This window comes from Dokdonia sp. 4H-3-7-5, assembly GCF_000212355.1.
Classification (GTDB): domain Bacteria; phylum Bacteroidota; class Bacteroidia; order Flavobacteriales; family Flavobacteriaceae; genus Dokdonia.
Genome location: NC_015496.1, coordinates 2,476,312 through 2,495,344 on the forward strand (window position 1 = coordinate 2,476,312; position 19,033 = coordinate 2,495,344).

At 37.6% G+C, this 19,033-nt stretch carries 18 protein-coding genes and 1 riboswitch; of the genes, 5 read left to right on the forward strand and 13 right to left on the reverse strand.

Annotation, left to right across the window (positions count from 1 at the left end; all coding sequences use genetic code 11):
• Positions 1-17: 17 nt before the first annotated feature.
• From KRODI_RS11025 to KRODI_RS11035, 3 genes are all read right to left on the reverse strand, one after another.
• The gene (locus tag KRODI_RS11025) at positions 18-734 is read right to left on the reverse strand and encodes a DUF3307 domain-containing protein (protein WP_013751680.1); all 717 of its coding nucleotides are present in this window, start codon (positions 732-734) and stop codon (positions 18-20) included.
• Positions 734-1,426, reverse strand: a complete 693-nt coding sequence (locus KRODI_RS11030) for a fumarate hydratase (RefSeq protein ID WP_013751681.1) — start codon at positions 1,424-1,426, stop codon at positions 734-736. Before KRODI_RS11030 ends, KRODI_RS11025 begins: the two co-directional genes overlap by 1 nt.
• Positions 1,427-1,560: 134 nt before the next feature.
• Positions 1,561-2,934, reverse strand: coding sequence for an amidohydrolase family protein (locus KRODI_RS11035; protein WP_013751682.1), 1,374 nt, complete (start codon positions 2,932-2,934; stop codon positions 1,561-1,563).
• 160 nt (positions 2,935-3,094) lie between these two features.
• Between KRODI_RS11035 and KRODI_RS15660 the strand changes: the two genes are divergently transcribed.
• Positions 3,095-3,490 carry a hypothetical protein gene (locus tag KRODI_RS15660; protein WP_013751683.1) on the forward strand — a complete coding sequence of 132 codons (396 nt, stop codon included), beginning with the start codon at positions 3,095-3,097 and terminating at the stop codon, positions 3,488-3,490.
• Between the two features lie 120 nt (positions 3,491-3,610).
• Positions 3,611-4,045 (forward strand): Hsp20/alpha crystallin family protein, encoded by a 435-nt coding sequence (locus tag KRODI_RS11045; RefSeq protein ID WP_013751684.1) that lies wholly within the window; start codon positions 3,611-3,613, stop codon positions 4,043-4,045.
• 54 nt (positions 4,046-4,099) lie between these two features.
• On the opposite strand, the gene uvrB is transcribed toward KRODI_RS11045, so the two are convergent.
• The 3 genes from uvrB to KRODI_RS11060 all read right to left on the reverse strand — a co-directional run bounded on the left by uvrB (position 4,100) and on the right by KRODI_RS11060 (position 8,055).
• Positions 4,100-6,100, reverse strand: coding sequence for an excinuclease ABC subunit UvrB (uvrB, locus tag KRODI_RS11050; protein ID WP_013751685.1), 2,001 nt, complete (start codon positions 6,098-6,100; stop codon positions 4,100-4,102).
• Positions 6,101-6,208: 108 nt separating this feature from the next.
• Positions 6,209-7,387 (reverse strand): aspartate aminotransferase family protein, encoded by a 1,179-nt coding sequence (locus KRODI_RS11055; protein WP_013751686.1) that lies wholly within the window; start codon positions 7,385-7,387, stop codon positions 6,209-6,211.
• Between the two features lie 86 nt (positions 7,388-7,473).
• Positions 7,474-8,055: a hypothetical protein gene (locus KRODI_RS11060; RefSeq protein WP_013751687.1), complete on the reverse strand. Its 582-nt coding sequence runs from the start codon at positions 8,053-8,055 to the stop codon at positions 7,474-7,476.
• Positions 8,056-8,254: 199 nt separating this feature from the next.
• Here KRODI_RS11060 and rpmH point away from each other — a divergent pair, with 199 nt between their 5' ends.
• The 3 genes from rpmH to KRODI_RS11075 all read left to right on the forward strand — a co-directional run bounded on the left by rpmH (position 8,255) and on the right by KRODI_RS11075 (position 11,966).
• Positions 8,255-8,416, forward strand: coding sequence for a 50S ribosomal protein L34 (gene rpmH, locus KRODI_RS11065; RefSeq protein ID WP_013751688.1), 162 nt, complete (start codon positions 8,255-8,257; stop codon positions 8,414-8,416).
• Positions 8,417-8,522: 106 nt separating this feature from the next.
• Positions 8,523-11,375, forward strand: a complete 2,853-nt coding sequence (gene carB / locus KRODI_RS11070) for a carbamoyl-phosphate synthase large subunit (protein ID WP_013751689.1) — start codon at positions 8,523-8,525, stop codon at positions 11,373-11,375.
• Positions 11,376-11,648: 273 nt separating this feature from the next.
• On the forward strand, positions 11,649-11,966 hold the full coding sequence (locus KRODI_RS11075) for a T9SS type A sorting domain-containing protein (RefSeq protein WP_158307010.1): 318 nt from the start codon (positions 11,649-11,651) through the stop codon (positions 11,964-11,966).
• Between the two features lie 45 nt (positions 11,967-12,011).
• Here KRODI_RS11075 and KRODI_RS11080 read toward each other — a convergent pair whose 3' ends face one another.
• The 7 genes from KRODI_RS11080 to KRODI_RS11110 all read right to left on the reverse strand — a co-directional run bounded on the left by KRODI_RS11080 (position 12,012) and on the right by KRODI_RS11110 (position 18,688).
• A complete protein-coding gene (locus KRODI_RS11080; RefSeq protein WP_013751691.1) occupies positions 12,012-12,380 on the reverse strand; it encodes a hypothetical protein in 369 nt (122 codons plus the stop codon).
• 7 nt (positions 12,381-12,387) lie between these two features.
• The gene (gene rmuC / locus KRODI_RS11085; protein WP_013751692.1) at positions 12,388-13,797 is read right to left on the reverse strand and encodes a DNA recombination protein RmuC; all 1,410 of its coding nucleotides are present in this window, start codon (positions 13,795-13,797) and stop codon (positions 12,388-12,390) included.
• A gap of 48 nt (positions 13,798-13,845) precedes the next feature.
• Entirely contained in the window at positions 13,846-15,081 is a 1,236-nt protein-coding gene (locus KRODI_RS11090; RefSeq protein WP_013751693.1) for a DUF2130 domain-containing protein, read from the reverse strand.
• A gap of 82 nt (positions 15,082-15,163) precedes the next feature.
• Positions 15,164-15,691, reverse strand: a complete 528-nt coding sequence (locus tag KRODI_RS11095; RefSeq protein WP_013751694.1) for a hypothetical protein — start codon at positions 15,689-15,691, stop codon at positions 15,164-15,166.
• Between the two features lie 5 nt (positions 15,692-15,696).
• A complete protein-coding gene (locus tag KRODI_RS11100; RefSeq protein WP_013751695.1) occupies positions 15,697-16,488 on the reverse strand; it encodes an ABC transporter ATP-binding protein in 792 nt (263 codons plus the stop codon).
• Positions 16,489-17,514: an iron ABC transporter permease gene (locus KRODI_RS11105; RefSeq protein WP_013751696.1), complete on the reverse strand. Its 1,026-nt coding sequence runs from the start codon at positions 17,512-17,514 to the stop codon at positions 16,489-16,491.
• The gene (locus KRODI_RS11110) at positions 17,507-18,688 is read right to left on the reverse strand and encodes an ABC transporter substrate-binding protein (RefSeq protein ID WP_013751697.1); all 1,182 of its coding nucleotides are present in this window, start codon (positions 18,686-18,688) and stop codon (positions 17,507-17,509) included. The genes KRODI_RS11105 and KRODI_RS11110 overlap by 8 nt, the downstream gene beginning before the upstream one ends.
• Before the next feature lie 120 nt (positions 18,689-18,808).
• A riboswitch (cobalamin riboswitch) is annotated at positions 18,809-19,015 on the forward strand.
• Positions 19,016-19,033: the final 18 nt, after the last annotated feature.

A 19,033-nucleotide genomic window follows, 5' to 3' on the forward strand; every position in this document is an offset into this window, starting at 1 on the left:
CGTTTTTAACGAAGATGTTATTGAGCTATGAATTGTGTGTATAGTAATGCACACCCAATGGCAATGGCAAAACTCAACATGGTACCTATCAAAACATATTCTGTTTTGAGATAGTCACCATCTTTAAACCTTAAGATAGATTTTGCTGTAATCAAAAAACCTACAGCGCTGAACTGCCCTACGATTATAAGCACAAGTACTAGCCATCTTTCTGTGATACCTATGAGTCGGCCTGCATTAGGTAAGTCTTGTGATTTTTCTGTAAATGAAACCGAGAATAGATTGAAAATCTCTTTTATCACAATGTTTGCCGGCTTTGTACAAAGTAAAAACATAGCGATAAGGCATATTATTGGAAAGTAGGAGGCATCTAGTATAAGTGGTTGCCACCCCAAGATATTTACATAAAGAACACTTGCTGCAACATACGTGATGATGTGTAGTAACTGGTCAATAAAGAATGCACCTTTATGCAGCCATTTGTTGTTAAGTAATTGAGGTTTTAATCCGTCAATAATCCAGTGTATACCAGCTATTGCTATTGCCCAGGGTAGAAACCTATAATCAAGAGAGGTGATAAAAGAAGCAATAAAAACGGTGAGAATATGCCACTTGAGATGTTTGCTTTTAAAGCCTTTTTTTGCCTTTGACTTTGCAGTTTTCTTAGATTGAAAGGTATAATCTGCTAGCAGGTGACCTATGGTCTGTAGGGCGATGAGAGTTGCTATATCCATTATGAAATCTTACTTAAAGTGTGATTAAAATACCTGATGGCTTTGTCCATTCCATTCCATCCAGAGGCTGTGGAGTGCTGGTTAATAGAAGACTGACTTACGCCTAGTTTTTTTGCGATAACCTTTTCACTATTACCCATGATTTTTAGAAATAAGACCTCGCTCTGTCTACTAGTTGCTCGTGCTAGTAAGTGATCTAGTAATGAGATAATCGCATCTATGTTGAGGTTTAGCTCCTCGTTTATTGAACTAAAGAATAGCGTATTTTTTATAACCATACGCTCCTTATTGTGAGTGCTCTCGCTACTTATGGCGCGACCGCTTCTGTAAATCGCATCGCCATCTATAATGTTTTCTTCTCTATTAAATCTATCTAGCCTGCCTAAACCCATGGCAAGGCGTATGCTATAGGTTTGAAAAACTCTTGTTCTATTATTTTCTACTTTTTCCTCAATTTCTAAAGACTTTATAAATGTTTTGATTGCCAGCGCTACGGCTAGTCCATTTTCGGGATCTGGAACTACACACTCAAGATAATCTCCTTTAATGAGTCTAGAGAACGTGTTATATTTAGTCTCTAGTTGCTGAAACAGCTGTAAGAGCTGCTGTTCGAGCGTTTTCTTTTCGTCCGTGCTTAAACTTGTGTAGGCAATAAAATCACCAGAAATTACTATATGATTGGTATAATCCACCTTTTAAATGCTTTGATATTCAAATATAAGCAAATATGCTTATAGAATATATTTATAAGTAAATAAGCTTATAGAGTACATTTATAAGTGTATATACTTATAAAGTATGTTTATAAGTGAATAAGCTTATAAATTTATTTTTCAGTATGTACGATTGTACCATCCTTAATCACCAGATGTATGTCCTGTGTAGCGCTTATATCTAGTAGCGGATTACTATTAAGCAACACTAAATCTGCTTTGTTACCTGGGGCTAACTGGTAGCCTTTCTTGTGTAAAAAATTTGCACCTTGATACATCGTTGCGATTGCATTTGCTGGAGTGATGTCAGCTTTTACCATTTCTTGTAACTCACCATGTAACGATTGTCCTGGGTACGTATATGAGTTGTAAGCGCCGCTATCTGATCCCGAAAGTAGATTAACTCCAGCTTTATCTAATGAAGCAACGAGTTTTAGAAAAAATTGCTGCAGCTCTTTTCTATCTTGCTTGGCTTTTGGGCTAGCATTCAATGCTCCTTTGTTTCTCCCTTCATAAGTGGCTATAAAATCTGCATCTAACGTTTTTAAATAGGCATCATCACTATGATTTACCTCGTCCATATAACTTAGCACATCGCCTATGTATAAAGTAGGAGTGACGTACACATTGTTGCTTTTTAATTTGTCAAAAGTACTTTGTGCTGTTTCCTCATCATAGCTTGCTATAAGCTGTTCCATGCTTCCCCAGAACCCTAGCTTTCCATCTTTTATGTCTTGAGTGATCTCCTTTTCACGAGAAGAGCATCCTTTCAAGATATAATAGAGGTGTTCAATATTATCAATTCCAGCAGTGATAGTTTCATCTAGTGTCACGGTAAAAGGCATGTGCCCGGAGGTAATCATTCCGCGCTCTTCGGCTTGTGTTATTATGGATAGGTAAGTATCTCTAGTTATCGTACTATCATAAAGTTTTACATAATCGACGCCTAGTTGCTGCAAAGAATCTAGTGCTTTGCTTATCTCATCGTCTGTATTCACGCCTATAGAACCTGCCCAGCGAGCATTCTTTCCATCTAGTTTAGGTCCAGATGTATAAATAGTAGGACCTGTGCGCTTTTTATTTTTTATTTCTTCATTCCATTGCTGTACTTGGGTAGTGAGATCGCCTCCAGCATCGCGCACCGTTGTAATTCCATATTTTATAAATTGTTCAAGAAATTTTTCATTTTGAGGAATAAGAGCTTCGCCTCCGCGAAAATGAGTATGATTATCCCAAAACCCAAGAAGTAAAAACTTGCCACTACCGTCTATTACATTACCATCTTTATCATCAGAAAGAGTGCCTATCTCTTCAATTTTATAAATCGAATCATTACTGAGATACACATTTTTATTACTACTTAGCGCTCCATTTTCGTCTATAATGGAGACATTGCTTATCTTGAGATCATACGCTGGTTTTGTGTCCTTAGGCTTGCAACTTACTAGTAGTAAAAGTATCGCTATGGTTGAGTATATATACTTCATGTTGTTGATGGTGTCTGTTTTAGGTGGTTTTAGTGTTACGCTTTCGCGAAAGCGTAGTTCCTTAAAGCTAAGTCTTAAAATTACAAAATAGCCAACTATTAATAGGGGGGGGTGTCGCTCGCTCTAAATTATCAATTACATTGCGCTTTAAAGAAATACTATGAACTCCGAAAATCTCCAAATTATATCTGATATGTTGCTCATGGCAAAAGCAGATAATCACTTACATGAACGCGAGTATGATTTTATACTTATGGTTGCAAGACGCATGGGAATATCAAAAGATGAGGTTGATGAGCTTGTAAAAAGTCCTCAAGATAAGATGGTGTACAAAACAGAAATGCAACGCCTCACGCAGTTTCATAGGCTTCTATTGGTCATGAATGTAGATGAGGAAACTCAATTTGTAGAAATTGACACGCTACGCAATTACGGACTAAAGTTAGGTATCAGGGCAGAAGCAGTGCAGCAAATCCTAAGTGAAATGGGAGATTATGAGCATAAAATAATTCCTTCTCATCGTCTAGTTGAGATTTTTAAAAGATTCTACAACTAACGATAATTGACAAAAAGGCAGTATTAAATACTGTAAATCGGTCAAAACGTCATAAATTTTACATTGGAACTGAATTTGCCTAACCCATAGCAGAATCAGTTAAACTTTAAATTTATAATTATGACTTTAGTTAGAAAAAATACAGCTCCATATTTACCATCAGTTTTTGAAGAATTATTAAATACTGACTGGCTAGGTGGAAGAACAAACACATTTGCAACTGCAACTCCTTCTGTAAATATTATAGAGAAGGATGATTCCTTTACGGTGCAGGTAGCTGCTCCTGGTCTCAAAAAAGAAGATTTTAATATTCAGTTAGATAATGATTTGCTCACAATCTCTTCTGAAATTAAGAAAGACGAAGAGACTGCAGAAACTCAGAAATTTACGAGAAGAGAATTTAATTACACTTCGTTTAAACGCTCGTTTAACTTACCTGAGTCTGTAAATACAGCAAAAATCACAGCCGAGTACGTAGATGGAATTCTTGCAATAGGATTGCCTAAACGTGAGGAATCACGTGTGCAGCCATCTCGATTAATCGAGATAGCATAACAATTTAAGTTGGTTAGTTTGAGATTGGGTTTCCGTAAGGAGACCCTTTCTTATTTATGCGAGTTCCTTAAGTTTATCTTGGTAGACCTTAATTTGATCTCTGAGCTTTGCAGCCTGCATAAAGTCTAGTTCTTTTGCAGCAGCTTCCATAGCCTTACGAGTGCTTCTTATTTTCTTTTCAATCTGCGGCCTTGTTTGATACTCTTGCGCATCTTCGGCAGCTAGGTTTACAAGTTCTTCGGCTTCTATTTTATAAGCTTCTTTTTGAGTCATTGCATTATCTAGCGATTTTTTTATTGCCATCGGGCTCAATCCGTGCTTGGTATTGTAGTCTATTTGTTTTTGCCTGCGATAATTACTGTCGTCTATGGTTTCTTGCATAGAGCGAGTAATTTTATCTGCATACATGATCGCCTTACCGTTAATATTACGGGCAGCACGACCTATCGTTTGTGTGAGCGATCTATTGCTACGTAAAAAACCTTCCTTATCTGCATCTAGAATAGCGACTAGAGAGACTTCCGGAAGATCCAGTCCTTCTCTTAATAAGTTTACACCTACGAGTACGTCGTATAATCCCTTACGCAAATCTTGCATGATTTCTACCCGTTCTAGCGTATCTACATCAGAGTGTATGTAGCGAGTTCTTATATCTATTCTTGTGAGGTATTTTGTGAGTTCTTCTGCCATACGCTTGGTAAGTGTAGTGACTAGAATACGTTCATTACGGGCAGTAACTTTTGTGATTTCTTCTATAAGATCATCTATCTGGTTAAGGGATGGACGTACTTCTACGATAGGATCTAGTAAGCCTGTAGGTCTAATGATTTGCTCTACATAGGCTCCTTCCGTTTTCTGTAATTCATAATCTGCGGGAGTTGCAGATACGTAGATGACTTGGTTCTGCATAGCTTCCCATTCCTCAAATTTAAGAGGCCTGTTATCCATCGCTGCAGGGAGCCTAAAACCGTATTCAACTAGATTTTCTTTCCTACTTCTATCGCCACCATACATTGCACTTACTTGAGAAACCGTTACGTGGCTTTCATCTACTACCATTAAATAGTCGTCTGGAAAAAAGTCTAATAAACAGAACGGTCTTGTGCCTGGCTCACGCCCATCAAGATATCTTGAGTAATTCTCTATACCTGAGCAATACCCAAGTTCGCGTATCATCTCAAGGTCAAAATTAGTGCGCTCATCGAGACGTTTTGCTTCTAGGTGTTTGCCTACGCCTTCAAAAAAGCCAACTTGCTTCGTGAGGTCTTCACCTATTTGATTTATTGCTCCTTGCAGAACATCTTGCGAGGTCACAAACATATTTGCAGGGTAGATGCGTAACTGCGAGTACTTCTCTATCACCTCTGCAGATGTTGGGTCAAAAGCTTCAATCTCCTCAATCTCATCACCAAAGAAGTGAATCCTAAATGCCATATCTGCATATCCAGGAAACACCTCTACGGTATCTCCCTTAATTCTAAAATTCCCGTGATTAAATTCGCTCTCTGTTCTAGAATATAAACTTTGCACTAACTTTTTAAGTAACATCGTACGTGCAATGACCTGATCTTGCTTAATCTCAATAATATTTTTTTGAAACTCTGCTGGATTTCCTATACCGTATAAACAAGAAACAGAAGCTATCACAATCACATCACGCCTCCCAGAGAGTAGGGAGGTAGTGGTGCTCAATCGCATTTTTTCTATCTCCTCATTTATAGAAAGATCTTTTTCAATATAAACTCCAGAGGAAGGAATAAATGCTTCTGGCTGGTAGTAATCATAGTAGGAAACAAAATACTCTACGGCATTATTTGGAAAAAATGCCTTAAACTCGCTGTATAATTGGGCAGCAAGAGTCTTGTTATGTGCAAGAACGAGTGTGGGTTTTTGCGTTTCTTGAATCACGTTTGCCACGGTAAATGTCTTTCCGCTTCCGGTCACACCTAGCAGTGTTTGGTAGGCTTCATTTGCGTTTACACCGTCTACTAGTGATTTAATAGCAGTGGGCTGATCGCCAGTAGGTTTAAAGGGTGATTCAAGTTTGAATTTCAAGGGCAGAATTTTTTATAAAATTACGAGTTTTTACGCTTTCGCGAAAGCGTGAGACTCCCAATGAAATGTTAGAAATAATGAAACCTAATCTATTTATAGATAAAGTGCTTAGTGAACCTCGTTCAAGGCTTCCAAAAGAATCTCACAACCTTCCTTAATTTCATCATTAGAAATAGTGAGTGGAGGTGTGATTCTTATCGCTCTACTTTCAAAAAGTAGCCAGAATAAAATCAATCCGCGATCTTGGCATTTGAGGATAACTTCAGAAGCAATCTCTGCCGAAGGTGTCATGGCAGCTAGCATGAGGCCGCGGCCACGTATTTCTGTGATAAACGGATGAACTAATAATGATCTGATTAATTGTTCTTTTTCTAATGCTTCTTGCATTAGGTTGCTCTCTGTAATTTCTTGCAGTGTGGCGAGTGCAGCAGCTGCAATCACTGGATGACCTCCAAAGGTTGTAATATGACCAAGTTTTGGATTATCTGAAAGCAACGACATCATTTCCCTTGAAGCGGTAAAAGCGCCTATAGGCATACCGCCACCTAAACCTTTGCCAGTAACAAGAATATCTGGAGTTACATTATAATGCTCAAAACCGAAGAGTTTGCCAGTGCGACCCATTCCTGGTTGAATTTCGTCCAAGATTAATAAAGCGCCAACTTCCTGACATCTCGCTTTAACTTTTGCTAGAAAATTATGAGTAGGTTCTATAAAACCTGCTCCACCTTGGATTGTTTCTAAAACGACACCTGCGGTTTTTTCTGTTATACGTTCAAGATAACGCTCGCAATTAAACTTAATAAAAGATACATCACCTATCATAGGGCGGAAGGGCGCTGTGCGCTCCTCGTTACTCATCAAGCTTAGCGCTCCATAACTATTACCGTGATATGCATCTACGGCAGCAATAATTTCTGTTCTTCCTGTTGCTCGTCTTGCGAGTTTTATAGCACCATCTATTGCTTCTGTACCACTATTTACGAGATACGTGCTCTCTAGTGACTCAGGAAGATGTTGTGCAAGAAGCTTTGTGAGTTGTACGGCTGGAGATTGTGCGTATTCTCCATAGACCATTACGTGTAGATATTTGTCTAGCTGATCTGTAATTGCATTTTTTACTCTAGGGTGTTGATGTCCTAAGCTGCAAGCAGAAACTCCAGCGACAAAATCTAGATATTTTTTATCTGCAGTGTCATATATATAACTTCCTTCTGCACGTGCCACTTCCATCGCTAGTGGATGCGGAGTGGTTTGCGCTTGGTAGGTGAGGAAATCTGATTTCATATAATAGTAGATGACACTGGGAGATCTCAAATTTTCGCGAAAGCGAAATTAAAAACACGTTTTTCTAAAGAATAATAAGGGCGATGTTATCTCCCTTGCCTTCTTCCAGCACGGGCAGATGTGCGCTGTCCATACTGTTGTTTAGGTTGGTTACCCGCACGTTTCATGTTTTCTTTCATCATTTTAAGTTGTTCACCTAGCATATTGTGCTTATCGTGAGACTCTGCTTCCTTCATAAGAACTTGTGCTTCTCGCTTGCGGTTTTTGCTCATTGCTATACCTGCAAGGCTCAGTTTTGCCATAGCAAGATCTGCGTCCATAGATAAACCTAGTTCAATGGCTTTTCTAAAATATTTTTCGGCAAGGCTCATATTAGTTTGTGATACCATTAATCCTTGCAGGTAATTGTAATATCCTTCTTGCTTCTTAACGAGTGCAGCGCTTGGGTTTTTGATTTTTTCAAGCCATTTTTGTGCTCCAGGGAAGTCTTGTTTACGTAGGCGTAAGAAGGCTAGGAGTATAATTTCGTTCTTAAAGTATAAGAATATAAATATTCCCATTAATAGTAAGAGCATGATGCCGTTTCCTATTTCATTTTCAATAAACTGCCATACAGCAGCGGCCAGTGTGGCTAGGGCAAGAACAAGTTTGATATTTTTATTGAACATATATTGTATTTAGGTCGAATGATTTGTTATTTTTGCCTGACTCTGTGAGGCGATTGCAAAGGTATACAAAAGGAGATAAAATATTTTCATTTTTCCATTTGCAGAAGTAAAAACTTCTCGTATATTTGCGCCCAGCTTAGAGAGCTGTAATAAAAAGAAATTAAAGGCGGTCTTATAAAGACCTTAAAGAAGATACAAAATGAGCAAGAGAACGTTTCAGCCATCAAAAAGAAAAAGAAGAAACAAACACGGTTTTAGAGAGCGTATGGCTTCAGTAAACGGTCGTAAAGTTTTAGCACGTCGTCGTGCTAAAGGAAGAAAGAAAATCAGTGTATCTTCTGAAACTCGTCATAAAAAATAATGCATCTTTAAGATGTATATATAAGGTGTTGCTTTTTTTAAGTAACACCTTTTTTTATACCCTGTAAGTTCCTAATTTTAGAAAACATTAGATAAAAATTAAGTAAATGCCTAAAAATCAAAACTTAAAATCGATTCTACTTATAGGCTCAGGGCCTATAGTCATTGGTCAAGCGTGTGAATTTGATTATGCTGGATCTCAATCTCTACGTTCTTTACGAGAAGATGGTATTGAGACAATTCTTATCAATTCTAACCCTGCTACTATTATGACTGATCCGACAATGGCGGATCATGTTTATTTATTACCATTAAATACGAAGTCAATTATTCAAATCTTAAAGGAACATCCTCAGATAGATGCTGTACTTCCTACAATGGGTGGACAAACTGCGCTTAACCTTTGTATCGAGGCAGATGAAAAAGGAATCTGGAAAGACTTTGGTGTAGAACTTATAGGTGTTGATATTGCTGCGATTAATATTACAGAAGATCGCGATCAGTTTAAAAACTTAATGCGCGACATAGGTATACCGATGGCACCACAAGCAAGTGCAAACTCGTTCTTAAAAGGAAAAGAGATTGCGCAAGAGTTTGGTTTTCCATTAGTAATACGATCTTCATTTACACTAGGTGGAGCAGGAGCTTCATTTGTATTTGAAGAAAAAGATTTTGATAAATTACTTTCACATGGTCTTGAAGCATCGCCAGTACACGAGGTGATGATAGATAAGGCTCTTTTAGGCTGGAAGGAATATGAGCTAGAATTATTACGTGATGCAAATGATAACGTAGTAATAATCTGTGCGATAGAGAATATGGATCCTATGGGAATCCACACTGGAGATTCTATAACAGTAGCTCCAGCAATGACACTTTCTGACGTGACTTATCAAAAAATGCGTGATATGGCTATCCATATGATGCGTAGTATAGGTGATTTTGCAGGAGGATGTAATGTACAATTTGCAATAAATCCAGATAATGAAGAGGAGATTATTGCGATTGAAATTAACCCACGTGTATCAAGATCATCTGCACTAGCATCTAAAGCAACTGGATATCCTATTGCAAAAATTGCAACTAAGCTAGCTATAGGTTATCACCTTGATGAGCTTGATAATCAAATTACAAAGTCTACATCGGCACTTTTTGAGCCAACACTGGATTATGTAATTGTAAAAATCCCACGTTGGAATTTTGATAAGTTTGAAGGAAGTGATCGCACACTTGGCTTACAGATGAAATCTGTAGGAGAAGTGATGGGAATAGGTCGTTCTTTTCAAGAAGCATTACACAAAGCAACACAATCTCTTGAGATTAAGCGTAATGGATTAGGAGCAGATGGTAAGGGTTATAAAAGCTATGATCAGATTATAGAGAAGCTTACGTATGCGAGTTGGGATCGTGTATTTGTAATCTATGACGCCATCCAGATGGGTATTCCATTAAATCGTATTCATGAGATTACTAAAATTGACATGTGGTTCCTTAAACAATATGAGGAGATGCATGCAATGGAGAAAGAAATCTCTACCTATAAATTAGATACGCTTCCGCGAAATTTACTTATGGAAGCTAAGCAACAAGGTTTTGCAGATCGTCAGATTGCACACATGTTAGGATGCTTAGAAAGTGAGGTAACATTTAAACGCGATGAACTGCGTGTAAATCGAACATTTAAGCTTGTAGATACTTGTGCAGCAGAGTTTGTTGCAAAAACTCCTTATTTCTATTCTACTTTTGAGAATGATGTAGAGCTAGCAGACGGAACATTAACAACTCACAATGAGAGTATTGTTTCAGATAAGAAAAAGGTTATCGTATTAGGTTCTGGTCCTAACCGTATAGGTCAAGGAATAGAATTTGATTACTGCTGTGTACACGGTGTAATGGCAGCTGCAGAGTGTGGTTATGAAACAATCATGATTAACTGTAATCCAGAAACAGTATCTACAGATTTTGATACTGCAGATAAACTTTACTTTGAACCTGTATTCTGGGAACATATTTATGACATCATTCGTCATGAGAAACCAGAAGGGGTAATTGTTCAACTAGGAGGGCAAACAGCTCTTAAGTTGGCTGAAAAGTTAGATCGTTATGGTATCAAAATTTTAGGAACAAGCTATAAAGCACTTGATCTTGCCGAGGATAGAGGAAGTTTTTCTACACTTTTAAAAGATCTTAATATACCTTATCCAGAATTTGATGTTGCCGAAACAGCAGATGAGGCTCTAGCTGTAGCTGCAAAACTTGATTACCCTATTCTTGTAAGACCATCATATGTTTTAGGAGGGCAAGGAATGAAGATTGTAATAAATGACAATGAACTTGAGGAGCACGTAGTAGATTTACTTCGTAAAATCCCTAACAATAAATTACTATTAGATCACTACTTAGATGGAGCTATAGAGGCAGAGGCAGATGCTATTTGTGATGGCGAGGATGTTTACATCATCGGTATTATGGAGCACATAGAACCGTGTGGTATTCACTCTGGTGACTCTAACGCTACCTTACCTCCTTTTAATCTGGGAGATCTTGTAATGGAGCAAATAAAAGATCACACTAGAAAAATTGCACTAGCTCTTGATACGGTAGGTCTTATAAACATCCAGTTTGCTGTTAAAGATGATAAGGTGTTTATTATAGAGGCAAATCCTCGTGCATCTCGTACGGTTCCATTTATTGCTAAGGCTTACAAAGAACCTTATGTAAATTATGCAACTAAGGTGATGCTAGGAGCTAAGAAGGTAAAAGACTTTACTTTTGACCCGCAACTAGAAGGATATGCGATCAAGCAACCAGTATTCTCTTTCAATAAATTTCCTAATGTGAATAAAAATTTAGGGCCAGAAATGAAGAGTACTGGAGAAAGTATACTCTTTATTGACAACTTAAGAGATGATGCATTTTATGACCTATATGCTCGTAGAAAAATGTACTTGAGTAATTAAATATTATCTCGGAATAATTATGAAAAAGCCTACTTGATTAAGTAGGCTTTTTTGTGCTAAACAGTTGGCTCAAATAAAACTAACAAGCTGTACGTGAGAGTATAATGTTTACTTTCTTTGCTTAATATTGTTAAAAATTTTGCATTTTGACATGCTATTGTAATATAATTGTAGGTTTATTCTTTCAATGACAAGATTTTAAAAAAATCAATCTTATATTGTAAGCACAGACAATTAATTTTTCCCCCATTGATGATTAAAAAATTACTTTTATTGAGCTTCTTTTTCCTATCGGTAAGTACGGTTGTTGCTCAAAATAACTATAAAAAGGTTGATAATGTAAGCCAAACTTCTCTTGCAGAAGCGGTGTCAATTTATCCTAATCCTGCGATTGATAAAGTTCAAATTTCTAATGATTCTGATAGTAAGCTTAAGGTAGAAATCTATAATATCTTAGGAGATTCCATGCTAAGTAAAAGCATCACTGGAAATGATGATTACATTGATATAACAAGATTACAAGCGGGTATTTATATAGTTTCTTTTACAGATGGTAAGCGTACGACTACCAAGAGACTAGTTAAAAACTAGCACTAAAATCATACTCATAAAAAAAGCCGCAATTTGCGGCTTTTTTTATTGTCTATTAAAATGTGGTGATTGTTCTGGAATTACTTTTGTCACAAAGTACTTTGAATCTCCCCAAAAAGAAAATGTCCCAAACCGTTCTATATATTCTAGCTTCACATATTGCCCTTGATATTCATTAAGCGCTTCAATTGCTTCTTTCTCTTGATCTAATACCGAGAAACTAAATATTTGTGCGCCACTTATACCTTGACTTATCTCACCTTCCCAAGTTTTAAAAACTACTCCTTTATTTGAAAATTTTATAAGTTCTCCAGCGCGAGTTCCTTTACTATAAGGCACGTAGTATATAAATGCAAACCATCCCGCAGCCATAAGAAATATGGTGGTTAATACTACAAATAATATTTTTTTCATAATTGATTTATTCTATTAAGGTTATATCATCATCACTTGCAATAGCGCGATTAACGATGTTTTCTGGAAGTTGTTTCTTTGCTTTTGCTCCCATTTTTTTCAATTTTTCAACTCTTGTAATTAGGTTTCCATTCCCTTCTATAAGTTTATTCATTGCTGCCGAATATCCCGTCTTAGCATCATCCATTTTTTTGCCTACAGCAGTTAAGTCGGTCACTAGGCCGTGAAATTTATCATATAATCCCCCGGCTTGCTTTGCAATCTCTAGTGCGTTCTGTTGTTGCTTCTCATTATTCCACATGGAATCGATAGTGCGCAATGTTGCTAGCAGCGTAGACGGAGTAACAATCACGATGTTCTTCTCAAAAGCCTGATTATATAGTTGGTTATCATAGTTTATCGCAACTGCAAACGCTGGTTCAATAGGGATGAAAAGTAATACAAAATCTGGACTTTCAATCTGGTAAAGATCGTGGTAATTTTTATCACTTAGCTGTTGTATGTGACGTTTTAGAGCAGCTACATGATCTTTTAAATGCGTGTCACGTAGATGTAATTCTTCCTCATTTACAAATCGCTCATAAGCGCGAAGCGAGACTTTACTATCTACAATCATTTTTTTGTTATCTGGAAGGTGAATCACCACATCTGGTAATACTCTGTTTCCTTCTTCTGTAGTAAAGCTCTGCTGTATAAAATATTCTCTATCTTTTTCAAGACCAGATTTTTCTAGTACCCTTTCTAGCACAAGTTCTCCCCAGTTACCTTGCATTTTACTATCACCTTTAAGGGCTTTGGTAAGATTGTTTGCCTCCTTAGTCATTTGTTCATTAAGAGCCGTGAGGCCTTTAATTTGCTCATGTAAGGCAGAACTTCTGTGTATTGCTTCCTTGTTAGTAGACTCTACTTTGAGTTCAAATTTTTCAATTTTTTCCTGAAGAGGTTTTAATATACTGTCAATATTTTTTTGATTCTGTAGTGTGAATTTACTCGACTTTTCATCGAGTATTTTACTAGCTATAATTTCAAAATCCTTGGTAAATTTTTCTTGTAATTGCTCTAGCTCGTTGGTCTTCTCATCCATGCGGAGTTTGAGATTCTCATAGGCAACATCACGCGCAGTAAGCTCATTTTGAAATTGATCTTTTTCCTCTCTTATGTAAGCTATTTGCTTCTCACTTTCAGCGCGTAATGCATGAAGCTGATTGCTGCTTTCTTGTCTAAGCGATGTGGTTTCTTGTTGCGCTTTCGCGAAAGCGGTCTTACCCTCAACTACCTTCTCTTGCTCATTGTGAAGTCGTTCTTGTAAACTTATAAACTGTCCTTTCTTCTTAAGATTTGCAATGTAAAATCCTAATAGTCCTCCTGCGAGAATGCCCAGGCAACCAATGATAATAAGAAGAAGTGTATTGTCCATACAATTATAGAGATGATAAGATATATTGAGAATGTCTATTTACAAAGGTTAATCTATCTGAGTGTCTGGTAAATCCAATACGGCAGAAGTCTCAAGCGCATTACCAGCAATCCCTTTTATAGAGCCAAATAACGCCGAAATATTTTCTTGTACCACCCAGATTTGCTTCTCACGAGATGCCCATATTCTGTGCATCGCTTTTTTCTCAGAGTTGAGCTGATTAATCATACCATCGTAGTTCTCTACAATGCGTTTTATGTTTTGAACAAACTCATTACTGGTAAGGTATCCATAAAGAAGCTCCATTTTGTCTCCTTTATTCTCGTCTGATGATTTTACTGACTGTGTTTTAATGAGCATTTCTCTCAGCACAAATGATACACTTTTTACCTCATGAAATCCACAAATCCAGACGCCATCTTTCTCCCCAAAACGATCCATATCGCTAGGGAACGTTTCAGTAACGATAACAGCAATATCTGCCTTACATTGTATTTGATCTTGCTTGAGTTTTTCTATCCAGTCATTTGAGAAATTCTTGGTACGCTTACTTTCATAAACGATTGAACCGCATTGTTGCTGGAGTCTATTAACAACATTTTGAATACAATCTGCACCACGTATTCCTTTACCTACCTCACTAATGTTATCAAAAGGGTAGGAGTGAGCCAGTAGCTCCTCTAGTGCAAGTTCTTGGACTTCTCCTTGCATTTGCATACTTCCTTGCTCTGCCTTGCGCTTCATCTCGTCTATAAGCTTCTTTTGATCGTTAAGCTTTTTTTCAAACTCCTTTTCTTTAAGGAACATAGCTTCACGCTCTTTTGCTCGAGCTTTATCTTCTATTTCTTTCTGGCTTTCAAGGAGCTGTTTTTGCATGGTGAGTTGTAACTCTTCTGCTTGTTCTTTTAGCTGATTTTCACGCTTTAGTAAATCTATTTCAGCAGACTTCAATGCGCGGTTTTCTTCCTTGCGCTTGTCGTTTTCTAACTGAAGTGATTTTAATTGTTGCTCAAAAGCTTCTTGAGTTGACTTTTCGATTTTCTCCTGCTCTTTAACTAGGCGTTGCTCTAGTTTTGCCTTAAAAAGCTCATTCTCACGCTCCTTTTTTTCTTCAAATAGCAAGACTTCTTTTTCAAGCTTTGCACGTTCTGCATTAAATTTTTCGGCTTGTTCGGCTACTTTACGTTCGTATTGCGCTTTAAACTGCGCTTGTAGTTTTCCTGATAACGCCTCTTCTACGTCAAAGTTATGAGCACAATTGGGGCATTTTATTTTATCAGTCATCGATCTCTTTATTTTTGATAGTAATTCCTAATATTTGGAAATATGCTATAAAGATAGGAGAAGTGGCAAACATACACTCGATTTACCAGTTTGCTTTTTCAACAAAAACATGTGATGGGATATCGACAGAAAGATAGTGGCTTATGTTCTTTGTACTTTGAGAATAAAGAGATAAGGTATCTCCCGCAAGCTCTTGATATTGCGGATTATAGAGCTGTTTGCCATTTTTATTTGTAATATAGTTTCTCGTAGATAAGGTATTGTAATTATAGTCATAATAGCCTTGGTCTGTTTTTTGAGCTCTTAGTGTATCTAGACTATTCAAATCAAATGCATCGAAAACCGCTAGCCTGCCGTCTTTATAAAACTTTAAATACTTTTTATAATTATAAGTAATTACTGCGTTTACCTTATCTGCATCATACTTATAATAATGAGCGACAAGCTTATACAGTTTTGTGGTATCTATAATTTTATAAACTTCATTTGACGTTATTGGATCCTCTGCAGAAATTTTATTAAACTCATTAGTTTGCTTTACAGTATTGCTATATCCAGAACAGCTCGTAATGATTATTAGGAGTACTATACTTGTGTAAAAAGTTTTCATGGTGATTATTTGAGAAAAAAGATACGTTTTTCTCTGTCAAACGCTACATGTTTAGAAGGAAACAAGGTATCAAAGACACCATCGCTTATCAAGCTAGATGGTGAATCAAAGTGCGTTGTACCACTTTTCATGACTATCATTTTGTCACAAGCGTTTAGCGCATAAGGGATATCATGTGTGGAAAATAATATTGTTTTACCATGCGTATGGGCTATAGAGGTAAGCAGTTTTAACAGAGAAGCCTTATGATGCAGGTCGAGATGCGTCATGGGTTCATCAAGCAAAATTACGTCTGTGTTCTGAGCGAGCGCACGTGCTATTAGAACTCGCTGAAGCTGCCCATCACTAAGCTCGTGGCATTTTTTATCTTTGAGTGTGAAGGTCTCCGTATTTTTAAGCGCCTCGATAATTACTTCCTTGTCAGTATCAGAGATAATTCCTAACCAGTTGGTGTAGGGTTGTCTTCCTAAGGCTACAAGTTCGGCAACAGATAGATTTTTTGAGATAGGTTGGTTAGTAAGTACAACACTAAGTTGTTGTGCGAGTAGGGATGGAGTAATGTTTTTTATTTGCTTTCGCGAAAGCGTAACCTGACCACTCACAGCAGGTTGCAATCCTGATAATGTGCGGAGCAATGTGGATTTTCCTGCTCCATTAATTCCCACAACACCTATGAGTTCTCCTTTGTTTATATCTAGGTTTATGTCGCTAGCAATGACAGTATTTACTGGTGATGCCAGATAGCCTATGGAAAGATCTCTAGTTTGTAAAATGCTATGTGAGCTCGGGTTATTCATCTAGAAAAGTAATTTCTTTTTGCGCACTAATAACCAAATTACAACAGGAGCTCCTACCATCGCAGAAATTGCGTTGATGGGAAGTGTAAATTCGCTAAAAGGTACTTGCGCAATTGTGTCACAAATAAGCATTAAAATGGCGCCTCCCATAATTACTGCGGGTAATAATATAATGTGTCTTGTAGTATTAATAACCTGACGTATAAGATGCGGCACCGCAAGACCTATAAAAGCAATAGGACCAGCAAAGGCAGTAATACTGCCGGCTAGCAAACTAGTGGCAATAATTATGAGTAGTCTGGATCGTGAGAATCTTGTTCCCATAGTTTTTGCATACGCATCGCCAAGTAAAAAACTATCGAGTGATTTTAGACTTGCGATGGATAAAACTAATCCTGCGGCAAAGCAAAGTGCTAAAATTCCAACGCCATTCCATGATAAATCACCAAGACTTCCAAATGACCAAAAGACAAAACGCTGTAACTCCTCGGCTTTACTGAAGTATGCTAGAACGCTCACTACGGCGCTAGTAAGGCTGCCTACCATAAGACCTATAATGAGCAATGCCATGGTGTCTTTTACACGTGTAGCGACTCCTATAACCATGAGTAATACCAGAAAACTACCTACGCTTGCGGCGATTATAAGACCCCATTTGCCAGAAAGAAGTGCTGTAGAAAGCCCGAGAGCGGTACCTCCCAGAATGTATAATGCAACCCCTAAACTTGCTCCACTACTAATACCTAATACAAAAGGACCTGCCAGCGGATTACGGAAAAGTGTTTGCATGAGCAATCCAGATACCGCAAGTCCAGATCCCGCAATAATTGCAGTGATAGCTTTAGGTAATCTGTAGTCTACAATAATATATTCCCAAGAAGATTTTGAAACCTCAGAACCTACAAGGCTCGCAATAACATCCTGTATAGGTATAGCAACAGATCCTAGACTTAGATTTGCTAGTATACATACTAGCAACACTAGCGTAAGAATGAGAAATGTAGGGATGTAGCTATTGTTATTCATCTAGTGTGTCAAAAAAGGTAAATGCCTCTGTGATCATTTCTGGATGTAAGATTTTGGCAAGATCTCGCAATACTAAATCAGGTCTGTTAGGCGCTAGCTCGTAATATAACAAACCGCCAGTTTCTCCTTTGTACTTTGCAAACGTGTAAACCTTCTTGTTTTTAAATGCGTCAAACTGAGCATAAGCGGGATTGTCACTCGCAAGCTTAGCATAACTAGTGTACTGTCCTGGTGCTATCCAGAAGTCGGCTTGCTGTCCTTTCTCTAGCACAGATTCTATACTTAGTGCGATACTTCCAGCTCCCTCGGTCTCAGACCACAAGTAATTACCGCCAGCATCTTCAAGCACTTTTGCTTGCCAGCTGTCACCTTTAGGTAAGTACCAGATATCTTTAAACATGCCTCCACTTAAAACTGTAGGCTTATTCTCTATAGCGGCTATTTGCTCTTTTATTAGATTGTAGTTGTTTTTAATATGATTAAAAATGCTATCTGCCTCGCGCTCCTTGCCATAAAGTGCGCCAAAAAACTTAATCCATTCTGCTTTTCCTAGTGGGTCTTTCTCCACCCAATCTCCATTATATAGTACAGGAATTCCAGCTCGTTCTACACTGTTAAGCGACTTGTTTTCTCCCTCTACACCAAAGCTTATAATTGCTTCTGGGCGCAGCTCGATAGTGAGTTCTGTATTGAGAGATTCATTTTGCCCAAGGTCAATGATTTCTTTGTTTGCAATACGCTTTCGCGAAAGCGGACTAGAAATATAATCAAGATTAGGAAAACCTTTTAAAGTCTCTGCAACACCTAGCATTTCTAACGAAGGGATATGTGTCGTAGAAGTAACGACAACAGTGTTTAACGGCGTTTTGAGAATTGCATCTACACCTTGTGATTTAAGCGTTTCTTCTAGTGTGTTAGACAGCTCTATATCTGTATTATTTCCAGAAGAATCTCTCGGTATTAGAGCATACTTAAACACCTTTTGCGCTCCAGGAAATGCTTCTGTAACTGTAATAATTGTATGATTTGTGTATTGTTTTATAGAGAATCCGTTTGCATAATCTATAGACAAAGAAATGCCTTGGCTTTCGTTGTTTTTAACCTCTTTTGATTTCTCTTTACATGAAATGAAAAGCGATAACAAGCCAACTAGAAATAGGGTAGTATTCTTCATCTGTCAAAAGTAGCATTAAAATAATCAATGCGACAAGGGCTCATTTAAGTTTAGAAATTTGCGACTTGAGGTTGTGATTAGTTTTCAACTATTTATAGATAGACTGAAACATAGTTATGTATATTTGTGCCGAATTTTGGTTCTGATGTGCTACACGAGCACGGAGGATTAATAGGGAATTCCGTTAAAAACGGAAGCTGTTCCCGCAACTGTAAGCTAAGCCCTTTAGGGGTTTGTTACTACTACAAAGCCACTGTCGCAAGGTGTTGTGATGGGAAGGTGTAACAAAAGCAAGCCAGGAGACCTGCCACAATTCTTAATTAAAATCAAGCGACTCTCGGGTAA

What these genes read in the sequence shown, in the direction of transcription:
- KRODI_RS11025 (WP_013751680.1), bottom strand. Translation starts at nt 734, where the DNA reads ATGGATATAGCAACTCTCATCGCCCTACAGACCATAGGTCACCTGCTA.
- KRODI_RS11035 (WP_013751682.1), bottom strand. Translation starts at nt 2,934, where the DNA reads ATGAAGTATATATACTCAACCATAGCGATACTTTTACTACTAGTAAGT.
- KRODI_RS15660 (WP_013751683.1), top strand. Translation starts at nt 3,095, where the DNA reads ATGAACTCCGAAAATCTCCAAATTATATCTGATATGTTGCTCATGGCA.
- KRODI_RS11045 (WP_013751684.1), top strand. Translation starts at nt 3,611, where the DNA reads ATGACTTTAGTTAGAAAAAATACAGCTCCATATTTACCATCAGTTTTT.
- KRODI_RS11055 (WP_013751686.1), bottom strand. Translation starts at nt 7,387, where the DNA reads ATGAAATCAGATTTCCTCACCTACCAAGCGCAAACCACTCCGCATCCA.
- KRODI_RS11060 (WP_013751687.1), bottom strand. Translation starts at nt 8,055, where the DNA reads ATGTTCAATAAAAATATCAAACTTGTTCTTGCCCTAGCCACACTGGCC.
- rpmH (WP_013751688.1), top strand. Translation starts at nt 8,255, where the DNA reads ATGAGCAAGAGAACGTTTCAGCCATCAAAAAGAAAAAGAAGAAACAAA.
- carB (WP_013751689.1), top strand. Translation starts at nt 8,523, where the DNA reads ATGCCTAAAAATCAAAACTTAAAATCGATTCTACTTATAGGCTCAGGG.
- KRODI_RS11080 (WP_013751691.1), bottom strand. Translation starts at nt 12,380, where the DNA reads ATGAAAAAAATATTATTTGTAGTATTAACCACCATATTTCTTATGGCT.
- rmuC (WP_013751692.1), bottom strand. Translation starts at nt 13,797, where the DNA reads ATGGACAATACACTTCTTCTTATTATCATTGGTTGCCTGGGCATTCTC.
- KRODI_RS11090 (WP_013751693.1), bottom strand. Translation starts at nt 15,081, where the DNA reads ATGACTGATAAAATAAAATGCCCCAATTGTGCTCATAACTTTGACGTA.
- KRODI_RS11095 (WP_013751694.1), bottom strand. Translation starts at nt 15,691, where the DNA reads ATGAAAACTTTTTACACAAGTATAGTACTCCTAATAATCATTACGAGC.
- KRODI_RS11100 (WP_013751695.1), bottom strand. Translation starts at nt 16,488, where the DNA reads ATGAATAACCCGAGCTCACATAGCATTTTACAAACTAGAGATCTTTCC.
- KRODI_RS11105 (WP_013751696.1), bottom strand. Translation starts at nt 17,514, where the DNA reads ATGAATAACAATAGCTACATCCCTACATTTCTCATTCTTACGCTAGTG.
- KRODI_RS11110 (WP_013751697.1), bottom strand. Translation starts at nt 18,688, where the DNA reads ATGAAGAATACTACCCTATTTCTAGTTGGCTTGTTATCGCTTTTCATT.